This window comes from Kitasatospora sp. NPDC059577 (assembly GCF_042735475.1).
Taxonomy (GTDB): domain Bacteria; phylum Actinomycetota; class Actinomycetes; order Streptomycetales; family Streptomycetaceae; genus Kitasatospora.
The window spans coordinates 1-14,317 of sequence record NZ_JBHWBZ010000055.1 but is presented as its reverse complement, the minus strand read 5'-3'; the positions used below and the strand labels follow the sequence as shown (position 1 = coordinate 14,317).

The window sequence follows — 14,317 nt, the reverse complement described above, 5'->3', positions numbered from 1 at the left end:
ACAAGGGAACGGACCGGAGGAGCGGGAGACCATGAGCGAGACCGAACCCCGAACGGAACGGTCGGGGCGAACCGATCCGGCACCGGACCCGACACCCGACCCGACACCCGGGCAGGCCCCGTCCGCCCGGCCGCACACCGGACGCCGCCGCAACGAGGCCGCCCACCGGGCGATCCTCGACGCCGCCCTCGACCTGCTCGCGGACCCGGACGGCGCGCCCGTCACCATCGACGCCATCGCCCGTACGGCCGGCGTCGGCAAGCAGACCGTCTACCGGTGGTGGCCCTCCAAGGGCGCCGTGCTGCTCGACGCCCTCACCGACCGCGCCGACCAGGACGTCGACGGCCCCGACACCGGCGCCCTGCGCACCGACCTGCGCGCCTTCGTCGCCACCACCTTCGACGCCGCCCAGCACGGCACCACCGCCTCCGCGCTGCGCGCCCTCGCCCGCGAGGCCGCCCGGGACCCGCACCTCGCCGACCTCATGCGGAGCTTCACCGCCACCCGCCGCACCGCCCTGCACGACCTCCTCTCCCGGGGCCGCGACCGCGGAGAGCTCGCCGGGAACGCCGACCTGGACCTGATCGTGGACCAGGTCTACGGCGTGTTCTGGTACCGCTTCCTGCTCGGGCACGGACCGCTGGACCAGGACACGGCGGAACGCCTCGCCGACTCGCTGCTCACCGGGCACGCGGGCGACTGACCTCCCCGGCGAGCCGGGGCGGACCCGGGCGCACGGCACGGCGGGTGCCCGGCGCGCACGGCACGGCAGGTGCCGTGCGCTCCGGGACACCGGGCGTCAGGCGGCGGCTGCGGGGGAAGCGGCGGCCGGCCTGCGCCGGCGGTGGTAGGCCCAGGCCAGGGCGAGGGTGGCGGGGCCCCAGAACATCGCCGTCGACGTGCAGACCCGGCCCAGGACCATCCACCAGCCGTTGCGGTAGCCGACCTCCTGGAACACGCCGAGCCAGGCGAGGGGTATGCCGTCGAAGAGGGCGACCAGGGTCAGGCCCCCGAGGACGGCCGGCACGAGCGCCGCGAGCGGCGGCACCCGGCGGCCGCGCAGGAACGGCACCCAGCGCGGGAACACCTCGCCCCAGCCGCTGACCAGCCCCAGGGTCAGGATCGTCAGCGCCTCGGTGACCACGCTCAGGCCGATCACGTACGGGGTGTACCACCAGACGTACGGCCCCGCGTTCGGGTCGACGAGACCCATCCTGACGTCGAACGCGAACGGCAGCCGCCACAGGCAGTGCGGCAGCACGATGAACGGGAGGGCCTTGGCGAGGCGCAACGCCCAACGGGGGACGGGGCGTTCGGTGTCGCCCACCGGAATGTTCTTCAGCATGGGACCACCGTCCCGAACGCCACCCCCGCCGCGCGTCCACCGTGCGGCCCCGCCGCCTCCCCCTCGGGAGCCGACCTCCCGTCGTCCCTGAGGTGGAGACGGATCGTCGGTCCTCGCCCGCGGACGGAAGGACGGCGTCAGCTGCCGGTCGGCGTCCCGGGACCCGGCGCCGTCCGGCACGGTCGGGTCGACCGCGGGCGCGACCGTGCGAGCGAGGTCACGGGTGGCGGACCCGCCGCCGGTGGAGCCGGGCGACCGCGCTCACGCGAAGCCGAGGACGCCGTCCACGACCGGATCGAACAGCACCCGCCAGTTGCCCGGCAGCCGGTCGACCGCCGTGGTGAGGTGGTGGCGCGCGACGGTCCACTCGTCGGGCCGCTCCCCCGCGCCGTGCTCCCGGACGACCGCCAGGCAGTGGTCGAGGAACTCGTCGTCCTCCTCCTCGAATCCGAGCCGCCGGTACGCCGCCAGCGCCTCCGGCGCCTCCTCGAACCAGGCGTCCCACCCGGTGGCCGCGCCCAGGAGGTAGAGCAGGTGGCTCCCGGGGTCGGGCAACCCGGCGCGCAGGGACCGGGAGGTGAACTCCCGCCCGGCGTCGTCGCCGACCAGCCCCGAGCCGTCGACCGCCGCCGTGACCAGGTCCGCCCAGTACGCGGCGTCGTGACCGCCGGTGGTCTGACGCAGGTACCGGCTCGCGAAGGCCGCCATCACCGCCGGGTCGTCGATCATCGGCGACAGCACCAGATCGCTCGCGTGGTCGAAGCCGAAGTAGGAGCGGCGCCCGTCGAGGGTCAGCGACTCGATGCCGCCGACATGGCCGACCCGGCCCGGCAGGGGGGCAGCGCCGTTCAGGAGTTCCTTGTCCATGACGAGCGACCGTAGCGGGGGCGGCCGACAGCCGACTCGGTCGGCAGGCGGGCGGACAGGCAGGCAGACAGACAGGCCTACGAGCGGCGGACCCTCTCGGGGTGCGGCTGCTCCGAACGCGTCGTGCCGGTGCACCCGGCCCGCTCCGGCACCCCCACGAGCCGGTCCGCCGGGACGGGGTGCGAGGCGAACGAGACCGGGTGGTCGGGGGTGCTCACCGCGTCACTGCCGGCGCCCGGCCCCGGCGGTCGCGGCGGCTCCGGCGGTCGCGGCGACCTCGGCGGTCTCGGCGGTCGTGGCAACCTTGGCAGCCTTGGCGGCCCGCTCGGCGAACACCTTCTCCCGACGGTCGGCGGTCTGCTTCATCATCCGCTTGCGGTCCCGTGCGGAGAGCCGGTCGATGTACAGCCCGCCGTTCAGGTGGTCGGTCTCGTGCTGGAGGCAACGGGCGAAGTAGCCGGCGCCCTCGATCGTGACGGGGTCGCCGTACTGGTCGACGCCGTGCACCACGGTGCGGGCGGGACGGGCGAGCCGGGTGTTGGCACCGGGCACGGACAGGCAGCCCTCGACCTCCTCGATCAGCGCGCGGCCGGGCTCCTGCTCCTCCACCACCGGGTTGAGCACGTGACCGACGTGCCGGACGCCGTCGTCGTCGGTGCAGTCGTAGACGAACAGCCGCAGGTCCACGTCCACCTGGTTGGCGGCGAGGCCGCAGCCGTCGGCGACGGCCATGGTGACGAACATCGACTCGATCAGCCGGGCCAGGCGCTCGCTGCCGAAGTCCTCGTCGGTCGCCGTCCGGCAGGTGTGGCGCAGGATGTCCTCCCCCACCTCGGTGATCCGCAGGACGGTCGGACGTTCGCGCAGCTCGGACACGGGGTTCCCTCCGGGGGTCGGGCTTGTCATCGACTTTGCAAAGTAGCAGACTTTGCAAAGTGACCGAAGACCTCGTCAGAACCGGCGCCCTCCCCGAACACGCCGTACGGACCGCGCTGCTGGAGCTGCTGGCGGAGCGCGGCACCGTCACCTCCACCGAGGCCGCCGCCCGGCTCGGCCACAGCTCCGGCCTGTGCTCGTTCCACCTGCGGCAGCTCGCCCGCCACGGACTGATCGAGGAGGCCCCGGCCGCCGACGGACGGGCCCGGCCGTGGCGCCTGCCGCAGGAACCGCGCCCCGTCGCGGACGACGAGGGGTTCGACGCCCTGGCCCGGGGCCTGGAGGACGAGAGCCACCGGCGCTGGCTCGCCCGGCGCGCCGAAGCCCCGGCGCAGTGGCAGCACGACGAGGCCTTCAGCACCGTCGTCCACCTGACCCCCGCCGAACTGGCGGCCGTCGGCGAGGCCGTCCGGCAGGTCCTCGCCCGCTACCGGGGCCGCGACACCGACCCGGCCACCCGCCCCGCCGGCTCCCGGCCGGTCGCCGCCGTCACCCGCCTCTTCCCGCTCCTCGACGAGCCTGCCCAGGAGCGGTGACCGGCGCTCGGGCCCGGTGGAACAGGAGCCCGACGCCCCGGTCCCGGGCCGGCGCTCAGGCCCGGCGCCAGGACTGCCGGGCCACCGCCCGTACCAGCGGCCCGACCAGCAGACCGGCCGCCGCACCCAGCACGACCCCCTGCACGCCGTCCCAGACGTCCTGCACGTCGCAGGTCCGCCCGATCACCGGCAGCGCGTAGTGCAACACCGACACCGCGAACGGCAGCGCCGCCGTCGCCAGCAGCGCCACCGCCGCCCGCCGCCGGGTGCCCGCCAGGGCGGCCGCGAAGCCGACCGGGGCGTACGTCGCCAGCTTGAGCTCGATGTGCCGGACGTGCAGCAGCTCGTACGGCGACCGCGGCCGCCCGCCGGCCACGGTGCAGTGCCGGACGGCGTCCTCGGAGAGCCGGAACGCCTCCGGCAGCAGGGTCGCCACGATCACCCCGCCGAGCCCGAGCAGCAGCACGAAGCCGACCGCCCAGTGGGCCCGCAGCAGCCGCCCCACCTGCCGGTTCAGCAGGGCCGCCGGCGCCAGCGAGAGCAGGAGCCCGGGCCAGAACATCGGCATCGCGCCGAGCACCGCACTGATCACTTCTCAACGGACGCCGCGGACCCCCGCCCGGTTCTGCTCGGGGCGGGGAGAATCCCTCCCGGTCCTCCCGGTCCTCCCGGTCCTCACCGTCCTCGCGGTCAGTGCGGGATCGAGGAGATCAGTTCCTGCGCCCCCTGCCGCTTGAGCGCCAGGGCGACCGAGGTCCCCAGGTCCTCCGGGCTGAGCGCGCCCGCCCACTCGTGGGCGTCCAGCACCTGCTTGCCGTCCGGGGTGAAGACCCGGCCGCGCAGCGAGAGGCGGCCGTCCGGCTCGGCCTTGGCGTAGCCGGCGATCGGGCTGTTGCAGTGGCCCTGCAGCACGTGCAGGAACATCCGCTCCGCCGCCGCCTCGCGCCAGGTGTCGTGGTGGCCGAGCGTGGTGACGGCGTCGATGGTCGCGGTGTCGTCCTGGCGGCACTGCAGGACGAGGATCCCGGCGCCGATCGGCGGGCACATCGCCTCGACGCCGAGGACCTCGGTGATCCGCGCCTGCTCGCCGATCCGCTCCAGGCCGGACACGGCGAGCAGCAGGGCGTCCACCGTCCCGGCTTCGAGCTTGGCGAGCCGGCTGTTGGCGTTGCCCCGGATCGGCACGCATTCCAGGTGCGGGTGCGAGGAGGCGAGCTGGGCGGTGCGGCGGACGGAGGAGGTGCCGATCCGGGTGCCGGGCGGGAGTTCGGCGAGCGTCAGGCCGCCGGGGTGGACGAGGGCGTCGCGGATGTCGTCCCGGCGCAGGTAGGCGGCGAAGACGGTGCCGGCGGGCAGCGGGCGGTCGGCGGGCACGTCCTTGAGGCAGTGCACGGCCACGTCGGCCTCTCCGGCGAGCAGCGCGGCGTCGACCTCCTTGGTGAACGCGCCCTTGCCGCCCAGGTGCGCGAGGTCCCCGGTCCAGCGGTCGCCCGAGGTGGTGACCGGCACCACCTCGGTGCGCAGGCCCGGGTGCAGGACGGCGAGTTCGGCGCGGACCCGCTCGACCTGGGCGAGCGCCATGGGCGAGGAGCGGGAGACGATGCGGATCAGCTCTGCGGTGGACATGGCGCGATGATAGGCCGTCGAACGGCCTTCCTTGACGGCACGTCAGGCATGTGGCGCACAGTGCCGCCTCATCCGCCCCTGCCGCCCGTTCCGCACCACCGGCCCCACGGCGTCGATCGCGGTCCCGGACGGCCCGGGACGCTCCCGGACGGCCCGGGACGGTCCCCCGACGGCCCGGGACGGCCCGGGAAACCCAGGAGGGGACGGCGGCCGGGCGGTTCCCGGTCCGGCCGCCCCCCACCGTCCCCCTGGGACTCACTCGTTGTGCAGCACCTCCGCGATCGGCAGCCGCGCCGCCGACCGCGCCGGGACGAGCGCGCCCAGGACGGCGATCGCGACACCCGCGAAGGCGAGCCCGGTGAGCGGCAGGGCGTCCCAGATGTCGATCACCGACTCCGGGAAGACGATGCTCCCGACGTTCTCGACGAGCAGCCGGTGCGCCAGGATTCCGGCCGGGACGCCGATGACCGCGCTGACCGCGCCCTGCCAGGCCACCGAGGTGATCGTCATCGTCACCACCTGCCGGGGCGTCATCCCGATCGACTTGAGCATGCCGAGGTCCCGGCGGCGCTCACGGATGGTGAGCAGCAGGGTGTTGAAGACGCCGAGCGCGGCGACCACCGACAGCAGCACCGTGAAGGTCGTGGCGAAGCCGATGACCGCGACGACGGGACCCGCCAGGTCGGGCGCGAACACCGAGGGCGACAGGCTCGGGTCGGCGGCGGTGACCGCCCGCTGGTAGGCCTCGGCGTCGGCGCCCTGGGCGAGCTTCACGTCGTACTCGACGGCGTGCGGGTCGTCGGTGAGCGCGGACCGGGTGGCGTCGTTGGTGGCGAACGCCCGGGCGTTGCCCTGGCTCTCCTCGCCGACCACCGTGACGGTCAGGTGCCGTCCGTCCAGGTCCAGGGTGAGCCGGTCGCCGATCCCGAGCCCGTGCTGTTTGAGGAAGGAGGGCCCGGCCTCGATCTCGTTCGGCCCGGTCGCCGGGCGGCCCTTCACGACGTCGAGGCGCTTGGGGTTGGCGATGTCGTCGCCGCTGTAGAAGTCGGCGAAGGCCGGCTGGGGGTAGCCGACCAGCCCGACCTGGACCAGCCCGCGGACGGAGACCCGTTCGGCGCCCGGGGTGGTCCGCAGCATCGTCTCGGTCTGGGCGGGGGTGAGCCGGGGCTCGGTCTTGTTGCCCGCGAAGTGGGCGGTCAGCACGTTGATGTGGGTGTGGCCGTCGCGGTGATCCATCAGCTTGGTCAGGGTACTGCTCAGGCCGGTCGTCACCGTCACGGTGAGCACCCCGAGGACGATCGCCGCCATGGTGAGCGCGGTCCGGGCGGGGCGGGCGAAGGGCTGGCCGAGGCCGAGGCTGACGGCGCGCGGCAGCCGGGTGCCGGCCAGCCGGCGCTGGATCTTCAGCCCGCGCCCGGTGCGCGGCGCGCTGCCGGCCGAGATGGCCTGGGCGGCGGAGAGCCGGTGGGCGCGCGAGGCCGGGACGAGCGCGGCGAGGAGGACCAGCAGCGGCACGCTGACCAGGGTGGCGGCGGGCAGCCAGCCGGCCGGCTCGATCACGGCGGTGCCGGTGGTGATCCCCGAGAAGGCGGACTGGAGGATCGGGTACGACGCCGCCCAGCCGGCCGCCGTCCCGAGGACGGTGCCGACGACCGCAGGCACCGAGACCATCGTCAGGTAGACGGTGACCACCTGGCGCGGGGTGAAGCCGATCGACTTCAGCACACCGATGTGCCGGTAGCCGGAGACCACCGCGCCGCTCACCACGTTGCCGACGATCAGTGCGGCGACGACCAGGCCGAGCACGCCGAAGACCGTCATCAGCGGCAGGTAGGCGTCCGCGCCCGCCGAGAAGGCCTGCTTCAGCACCAGGTACGACTGCACGTTGGTGAGCGCGTCCTTCGGCAGGCCCTCGGTGACGCCGTCCATGGCGGAGGTGAGCCGCTGCTCGTCGGAGGCGTCGGAGAACCGGTAGAGCATCTGCCGGCCGACGGGGTGCAGGGCGGCCGCCTGCCCGGGGGTGACCCACCCGCCGGCGCTCTGGCTCATGCTGGTGGCGAAACCGACGACGGTGAGCCGTTCGCCGCTGCTGAGGGTCATCTGCTGTTCCAGGAGCGCCTTCGCGAAGCCGCCGAACGGCTCGTTGATGACCACCTCGCCCGGGCCGGTGGCCCAGCGGCCCCCCAGCAGTTGCGCCCGGTCCACCGGCCCGGCACCCGGGTCGGACCGGCCGACCAGGGTCAGCGTTCCGGGCGGGCGGCCGAGCCAGTCGCCGGAGATCTCCACCAGGGCCTGGTCGAACGGCCCGGCGGCCGCCTCGACGCCCGGCCGGTGGGCGGTGGCGGCCAGTTGCTCCGCCGAGGCCGCCGCCGGGTCGAAGGCGGCGACGACGTGGGCGCCGCGCTGCTGGGAGAACGCGTCGTCGAAGGGCGCCCGGGCGGCGCTGATCACCGCGAGGGCGAGCAGCACGGTGGTGGTGGAGCAGAAGACGACCAGGCCGATCACCACGGTCTGCACCCGGCGGCGCTTCACGGCCGCCCGGGAGGCCCGCCACACGGCGCCGGTCACGACTGCGCCTCCAGCATCCGCTCGCGCGCCACCTTGCCGTCCGCGACCTCGACCAGCCGACTGGCGCAGCGGGTGGCCAGATTGGGGTCGTGGGTGACGATCAGCAGGGTCTGCCCGATCTGGTTGAGGTCGATCAGCAGGTCCATCACCTGCTCGCCGGAGCGGCTGTCCAGCGCGCCGGTCGGCTCGTCCGCGAGCAGCAGGGCCGGGCGGTTCACCAGGGCCCGGGCCACCGCGACCCGTTGGCGTTCGCCGCCGCTGAGCGCGGCCGGGTAGACGTCCTTGCGGTGCGCGACGCCGAGTTCGTCGAGCAGTTCCAGTGCGCGGCGGCGGGCCTGGCGGGCGGTGGTGCCGGTCAGTTGGGCGGCCAGGGCGACGTTGTCGAGGGCCGGGAGGTCGTCGATCAGGTTGAAGAACTGGAAGATCATGCCGATGTGGCGGCGGCGGAACAGTGCCAGCCCGGTCTCGTTCAGCTGCCCGAGGTCCTGCCCCTGCACCCGGACGGTGCCGGCGGTGGGCCGGTCCAGTCCGGCCACCATGTTCAGCAGGGTGGACTTGCCGCACCCGGAGGGGCCCATCACGGCGACCGCCTCGCCCGCCCGGATCCGCAGGTCGACGCCGTCGAGCGCCTTGGCGTCGCCGAACTCCTTGTGGACCCCGGACAGCTCGACGACGACCTGCGCGTCGTCCGGCCGGGAGGTCCCGTCGTGGTCGTTGCTCATGGTGGACGACGGTAGGCGGGGGCGCCGGGCCGGCACGTCCCACCCGGGGTGTAACCGCGCACCCCCGTAGTACCGGGGATGTACGGGCCCGGCACCCCCGGGTGACGCGGATCATGACGTGACCTGCGAAGCTGACGCCGTGTGGGGAACGGGAACGGAGTGGGCCGCCGTCGCGGTGGCCGGGGTGGCGTGCGCGGGCGCCGGCTGGCTGGCCGTGGCGCTGGCCCGGGCGCGGCGACTGCACCGGGCGGCGATCGGCGAGCGCGGCTGGCTGCTGGAGCGGGAGCGGGAGAGCGCCGCCCGGACCGCCGTGGACGCCGAACGGAACCGGATCGCCGCCGAGTTGCACGACATCGTCAGCCACAACGTGAGCCTGATGGTGGTTCAGGCGGGCGCGGCGCGCGAGGTACTGGCCACCATGCCGGAGGAAGCGGCGGCGGCGATGGCCGCCGTCGAGGCCGCCGGCCGGGACGCGATGACCGAACTGCGGCACCTGCTGGGGCTGCTCGCCCCCGCCGCGGACGGCAGCGAGGAGCCGGTGCGGGAGGACTTCGCGCCGCAGCCGAGCCTGGGCCGACTGAGCCCGCTGGTCGACCGCTTCGCCTTCGCCGGGCTGCCGGTCGAGGTCCGGATCTCCGGCGAGCCGAGGCCGCTGCCGGCCGGGATCGACGTGACGGCGTACCGGATCGTCCAGGAGGCACTGACCAACGCGCTCAAGCACGGGACCGGGGTGACGGCCCAGGTGACGGTGCGCTACGCGGACCACTACCTGCGGGTCGAGGTGCTCAACAGCGGGCCGAGCGTGCTCGTCGGCGGACCGGCCGCCGCGCCCGGCGGCCCCGCCGAGCCCGTCCCGTCGCCCCGCCGGGGCGACGGCGCCGGACGCGGGCTGATCGGCCTGCGCGAGCGCGTCGCCGTGTACGGCGGGGACCTGGACGCCCGGCGCCGGCTCGGCGGGGGCTACCGGGTCCGCGCCCGCATCCCGCTGGACCGGCCGTGACGGAACACCCGACGGAGGGCACCGTGGAAGAAGAGAAGGATCAGGAGCGCCGCCCCCGGGTGGTGATCGCCGACGACCAGGAGCTGGTGCGCACCGGTTTCCGGATGATCCTCACCGCGCGCGGCATCGACGTGGTCGCCGAGGCCGGCGACGGCGCCGAGGCGGTGGCCGCCGCCGTCCTGCACCGGCCGGACGTCGCCCTGCTGGACATCCGGATGCCCGGCATGGACGGCCTGGAGGCGGCCCGGCGCATCCTCGCCGGGGTGCCCGGCTGCCGGGTGATCATGCTGACCACCTTCGACCTGGACCACTACGTCTACGCCGCCCTGTCCGCGGGTGCCAGCGGCTTCCTGCTGAAGGACGTCACCTCCGCCCACCTCGCCGCCGCCGTACGGCTGGTGGACACCGGGGACGCCCTGCTCGCACCCTCGATCACCCGGCGGCTGGTCGAGCGGTTCGCGGCCGGCGCCCCGCGCCCGGCCCCCGGCGCCGACGGCCCGGCGCTGCACCGCGACCTCACCCCGCTGACCCCGCGCGAGGCGGAGGTGCTGGCCCTGCTCGGACGCGGGCTGTCCAACACCGAGCTGGCGCGCGAACTCACCCTCAGCGAGTCGACGGTGAAGACGCACGTGGCCCGGATCTTCGCCAAGTTGCACCTGCGCGACCGGGCGCAGGCGGTGGTCCTCGCCTACGAGACCGGGCTGGTCGCGCCGGGCGGCGCGGGCTGATCCCCAACTCGCCACAGTGACCGGACAGTTCGCATGACAATCAGCCGGCTCACTCATTAGAGCTAACTCCCCGTCGAATCCGCCTTTTTGCCAGTCCATGGGGGAACATCTGCATGTCCGCGCCCGAACGGAAGAACACCTCGGGCCGCATCACCCGGCATGACGAAGACCATTGGACAGGCCCGTGACCACCACTCCCCCCGTGTGGGACTGCCCCTTCCACCACACCGACGGCCTGGAGTTCGACCCCCTCCTCAAGCGACTGCTCACCGAGGCCCCGGTCGCCCGGATCCGGCTGCCGCACGGCGAGGGAGAGGCCTGGCTGGCCACCCGCTACGAGGACGTCCGGACGGTCACCACCGACCGCCGGTTCAGTCGCGCCGCGGGCATCGGCCGCGACCTGCCGCGGATGACGCCGGCCCCGATCGCCCAGGCCGAGGCCATCAACCTGATGGACCCGCCCGCCCACAACCGGCTGCGCCGCCTGGTCGCCCAGGGCTTCACCAACCGCCAGGTCGAGCGGATGCGCCCGGCCACCCAGCGGACCGTCGACGACTACTTCGACGAGATGGCGGAACACGGCTCCCCCGCCGACCTGATGCACTTCCTGGCCGGCCGGCTGCCGCTCACCACCATCTGCGAGCTGCTGGACATCCCCGCCGACGACCGCGCCGAACTGCGCGGCCACGCCGTCGCGATGATGCGGATGGGCCCGGGCAGCCGGGACGGCCAGGAGGCCGCCAAGACCGCCCTGCGCGCCTACTTCGGCGAGCTCACCGCCGCCCGCCGCGCCGACCCGGGCGAGGACCTGATCAGCGCGCTCGCCACCGCCCGCGACGGCGACGAACTGCTGGACGCCGACGAGCTGACCGTCATGGCGATGGTCCTGCTGGTCACCGGCCACGACACCAGCACCTACCAGCTCGGCAACATCACCTACACCCTGCTCACCCACCCCGAGCAGCTCGCCAAACTCCGCGCCCAGCCCGACCTGCTGCCGCGCGCCCTGGAGGAGCTGCTGCGCTTCATCCCGTTCCGCCAGGGCGTCGGCATCGCCCGGGTCGCCACCGAGGACGTCGAGCTGGGCGGGGTGGCGATCCGGGCCGGCGAGGCGGTGCACGTCTCCTACCTGACCGCCAACCGCGACCCGGCCGTGTACGAGCGCCCCGACGAGCTGGACCTCGACCGCGGCGCACCCACCCACATGGCCTTCGGCCACGGCCAGCACCACTGCCTCGGCTCGCACCTGGCCCGGATGGAGCTGCAGGTCGCCATCGGCACCCTGCTGCGGCGCTTCCCCGGCCTGCGCCTGGCCGTCGCACCGGCCGACCTCGACTGGGACTCCGGCTCGATCTGGCGCTTCCCGCGCACCCTGCCGGTGGCCTGGTAGCCGCCTCCCCGGCCGCCGCGCACCGCGCACCACCGCCCGCCTCCGCGCACCGCGCACCACCGCCCGCCGCCGCACGGCCGGCTTCACCGTTCCACGCATCCACCGGCCTGCCCCCAGGCCCCCCAGGGGAGACCCGCACCCATGGCAACACTCTGCCGCCCCGCCATCGCCGTGCCCGAGCACGTCATCACCCTCGACGAGACCCTGGACCTGGCCCGCGCCCTGCACGCCGGCCACCCCCAGCTCGGCCTGGCCCTGCGGCTGATCGAGAACACCGGCGTCCGCACCAGGCACCTGGTCCAGCCGATCGAGCGCACCCTCACCCACCCGGGCTTCACCGTCCGCAACGAGGTGTACGAGCGCGAGGCCAAGCGCCGCGTCCCCGAGGTGGTCGAACGAGCGCTCGCGTACGCCGAGCTGACCGCCCGGGACATCGACCTGATGGTCTACGTGTCCTGCACCGGCTTCATGATGCCGTCGATGACCGCCTGGCTGATCAACACCATGGGCTTCCGCTCCGACACCCGCCAGGTGCCGATCGCCCAGCTCGGCTGCGCGGCCGGCGGCGCCGCCGTCAACCGCGCGCACGACTTCTGCCGCGCCTACCCCGGCGCCAACGTGCTCATCGTCGCCTGCGAGTTCTGCTCGCTCTGCTACCAGCCGACCGACCTCGGCGTCGGCTCGCTGCTCTCCAACGGCCTGTTCGGGGACGCGGTGGCCGCCGTGGTGATGCGCGGGCACGGCGGGCACGGCGTGCAGGTCGAACGCAACGGCTCGCACCTCGTCCCGGACACCGAGGACTGGATCTCCTACGGGGTGAAGGAGACCGGCTTCCATTTCCAGCTCGACAAGCGGGTGCCCGGCACGATGGAGATGCTCGCGCCCGCACTGCGCGGCCTGGCCGGCGAGCACGGCTGGGACGTCTCCGGGCTCGGCTTCTACATCGTGCACGCCGGCGGCCCGCGCATCCTGGACGACCTGTGCCGCTTCCTCGACCTGGAGCCGGCCACCTTCCGCTACAGCCGCGCAACGCTCACCGAGCGCGGCAACATCGCCAGTGCCGTCGTCTTCGACGCGCTGTCCCGGCTGTTCGACGACGGCGGCGTCCCCGAGGGCACCACCGGGCTGATCGCCGGCTTCGGACCGGGCATCACCGCTGAGATCTCCCTGGGGAGTTGGGTCGGCACGCCGGTCGATCCGGTGCGCCCCCCACGGCCGCGCGCCCTCTCCACCTCCGGCATCGCCCTCGTCCATCCGACCGTCCCCCGCCGTTTCCCGGCCGGCACTACGATCACCGAATGACCGATACCACGGACCGCACCGACGCCTCCGTCAGAGCCGCCGAACTCGCCTCCCGCTTCCCGGCGTTGCACGCGCCGCAGTACTGGAGCTGGGGACGGTACGACGCGCAGTTCTCCACCGAGCTGCCGCCGGACGGCCTGGTCACCAACATCCACCTGGTCGGCTTCGCGGACGGCGAGGTGGTGCTCTGCCGGGACGACCAGGACCACTGGTTCCTGCCCGGCGGCACCCGGGAGCAGGACGAGAGCGTCGCCGCCTGCCTGGAGCGCGAGCTGCGCGAGGAGGCCGGCGCCCGGCTGGTCGGCGAGCCGGGCTGGCTGGGCGCGCACCGCTGCCGCACCGACGACCCGGTGCCGTACCGGCCGTGGCAGCCGCACCCGGAGAAGGCCTGGCTGTGGGGCTGGGGCGAGGTCGTGCTGGACTCCTCGCCGACCAACCCGGCGGACGGCGAGCAGGTGGTCGAGGTCCGCGCCGTCCCGGCGGCCGAGGCGCAGCGGCTGCTGCTGACCGGGCACGAGGCCTGGTGGGGCGAGCTGGTCGGGCTGGCGGTGGAGCTGCGGCGCCGGGCCGGCCTGGGATAGGACCCGTCACGGGCGGGGCTCGTCACGGGCGGGACCGGTCACGGGCGGGGGCGGGACCCGTCACCCGCGCGGCCGGGGTATTCCCGCTCCGGGGAAGGATCACCGGAATGGCCGAACAGCAGGGGCATATGTCTGATTTGTGGTGATATGAATCACCCATGGACACCTCTTCGCTGACCGCGTCACCGTTGGCCGCGACCGACTACCCGCTGCTCAACATCTTCTGGACGATGCTGGAGCTGTTCGTCTGGATCCTCTGGTTCTTCCTGCTGTTCAAGATCATCACGGACATCTTCCGCAGCCACGACCTCAGCGGCTGGGGCAAGGCCGGCTGGCTGATCCTGGTGATCCTCCTGCCCCTGATCGGCGTCCTCATCTACCTGATCGCCCGCGGGCAGTCGATGGGCCGGCGCGACATCGAACAGGCCAGACAGAACGACGCCGCGTTCAAGGCCTACATCCGGGACGCGGCGGCGTCCGACGCGGCCAGCGGCGGCGGCGCCGGCCACGTCGACGACCTGGCGAAACTGGCGGACCTGAAGGAGAAGGGCGCCATCTCCGAGGAGGAGTACCAGAAGGCCAAGGACAAGATCCTGACCTGACCGGAGCGGTGCCCCGGCACGGTGACCGGTACGACGGCGGGGCCGGTGGGGGTTGGGGGCAACCGGCCCCCCCGGCGGCTCCCCGGTAACGGGGGCGGCCGCCGGGGGGCGCGG

General features: G+C 74.1%; 15 protein-coding genes. 8 read left to right on the top strand and 7 right to left on the bottom strand.

Annotated elements, in window-relative coordinates:
- Window positions 1–31 precede the first annotated feature (31 nt).
- The gene (locus ACFV0O_RS31770) at window positions 32–703 is read left to right on the top strand and encodes a TetR/AcrR family transcriptional regulator C-terminal ligand-binding domain-containing protein (RefSeq protein ID WP_380347220.1); all 672 of its coding nucleotides are present in this window, start codon (window positions 32–34) and stop codon (window positions 701–703) included.
- Window positions 704–799: 96 nt separating this feature from the next.
- On the opposite strand, the gene ACFV0O_RS31765 is transcribed toward ACFV0O_RS31770, so the two are convergent.
- From ACFV0O_RS31765 to def, 3 genes are all read right to left on the bottom strand, one after another.
- Entirely contained in the window at window positions 800–1,345 is a 546-nt protein-coding gene (locus ACFV0O_RS31765; RefSeq protein ID WP_380347219.1) for a hypothetical protein, read from the bottom strand.
- Between the two features lie 261 nt (window positions 1,346–1,606).
- Window positions 1,607–2,212 carry a hypothetical protein gene (locus ACFV0O_RS31760; protein WP_380347217.1) on the bottom strand — a complete coding sequence of 202 codons (606 nt, stop codon included), beginning with the start codon at window positions 2,210–2,212 and terminating at the stop codon, window positions 1,607–1,609.
- A 222-nt stretch (window positions 2,213–2,434) separates the two neighbouring features.
- The gene (gene def, locus ACFV0O_RS31755; protein ID WP_380347216.1) at window positions 2,435–3,118 is read right to left on the bottom strand and encodes a peptide deformylase; all 684 of its coding nucleotides are present in this window, start codon (window positions 3,116–3,118) and stop codon (window positions 2,435–2,437) included.
- 29 nt (window positions 3,119–3,147) lie between these two features.
- Here def and ACFV0O_RS31750 point away from each other — a divergent pair, with 29 nt between their 5' ends.
- Window positions 3,148–3,684, top strand: a complete 537-nt coding sequence (locus ACFV0O_RS31750; protein WP_360259860.1) for a winged helix-turn-helix domain-containing protein — start codon at window positions 3,148–3,150, stop codon at window positions 3,682–3,684.
- 55 nt (window positions 3,685–3,739) lie between these two features.
- Here the strand turns inward: ACFV0O_RS31750 and ACFV0O_RS31745 are convergent, their stop codons facing one another.
- The 4 genes from ACFV0O_RS31745 to ACFV0O_RS31730 form a co-directional block, all read right to left on the bottom strand.
- A complete protein-coding gene (locus ACFV0O_RS31745; RefSeq protein WP_360259862.1) occupies window positions 3,740–4,276 on the bottom strand; it encodes a hypothetical protein in 537 nt (178 codons plus the stop codon).
- Window positions 4,277–4,374: 98 nt separating this feature from the next.
- Entirely contained in the window at window positions 4,375–5,310 is a 936-nt protein-coding gene (gene hemC, locus ACFV0O_RS31740; protein WP_380347214.1) for a hydroxymethylbilane synthase, read from the bottom strand.
- 255 nt (window positions 5,311–5,565) lie between these two features.
- Entirely contained in the window at window positions 5,566–7,878 is a 2,313-nt protein-coding gene (locus ACFV0O_RS31735) for an FtsX-like permease family protein (RefSeq protein ID WP_380347212.1), read from the bottom strand.
- Window positions 7,875–8,600 carry an ABC transporter ATP-binding protein gene (locus ACFV0O_RS31730; RefSeq protein WP_360259868.1) on the bottom strand — a complete coding sequence of 242 codons (726 nt, stop codon included), beginning with the start codon at window positions 8,598–8,600 and terminating at the stop codon, window positions 7,875–7,877. Before ACFV0O_RS31730 ends, ACFV0O_RS31735 begins: the two co-directional genes overlap by 4 nt.
- A gap of 118 nt (window positions 8,601–8,718) precedes the next feature.
- Here ACFV0O_RS31730 and ACFV0O_RS31725 point away from each other — a divergent pair, with 118 nt between their 5' ends.
- The 6 genes from ACFV0O_RS31725 to ACFV0O_RS31700 all read left to right on the top strand — a co-directional run bounded on the left by ACFV0O_RS31725 (window position 8,719) and on the right by ACFV0O_RS31700 (window position 14,203).
- The gene (locus ACFV0O_RS31725; protein ID WP_380347210.1) at window positions 8,719–9,600 is read left to right on the top strand and encodes a sensor histidine kinase; all 882 of its coding nucleotides are present in this window, start codon (window positions 8,719–8,721) and stop codon (window positions 9,598–9,600) included.
- Between the two features lie 23 nt (window positions 9,601–9,623).
- Entirely contained in the window at window positions 9,624–10,328 is a 705-nt protein-coding gene (locus ACFV0O_RS31720) for a response regulator (RefSeq protein ID WP_380347208.1), read from the top strand.
- Window positions 10,329–10,512: 184 nt separating this feature from the next.
- Entirely contained in the window at window positions 10,513–11,718 is a 1,206-nt protein-coding gene (locus tag ACFV0O_RS31715) for a cytochrome P450 (RefSeq protein ID WP_380347206.1), read from the top strand.
- A gap of 141 nt (window positions 11,719–11,859) precedes the next feature.
- Complete coding sequence (locus ACFV0O_RS31710; RefSeq protein WP_380347205.1) at window positions 11,860–13,020, top strand: type III polyketide synthase; 1,161 nt, start codon at window positions 11,860–11,862, stop codon at window positions 13,018–13,020.
- Window positions 13,017–13,601 carry an NUDIX hydrolase gene (locus ACFV0O_RS31705; RefSeq protein ID WP_360259877.1) on the top strand — a complete coding sequence of 195 codons (585 nt, stop codon included), beginning with the start codon at window positions 13,017–13,019 and terminating at the stop codon, window positions 13,599–13,601. The genes ACFV0O_RS31710 and ACFV0O_RS31705 overlap by 4 nt, the downstream gene beginning before the upstream one ends.
- A gap of 158 nt (window positions 13,602–13,759) precedes the next feature.
- Complete coding sequence (locus ACFV0O_RS31700; RefSeq protein WP_380347203.1) at window positions 13,760–14,203, top strand: SHOCT domain-containing protein; 444 nt, start codon at window positions 13,760–13,762, stop codon at window positions 14,201–14,203.
- Window positions 14,204–14,317 lie beyond the last annotated feature (114 nt).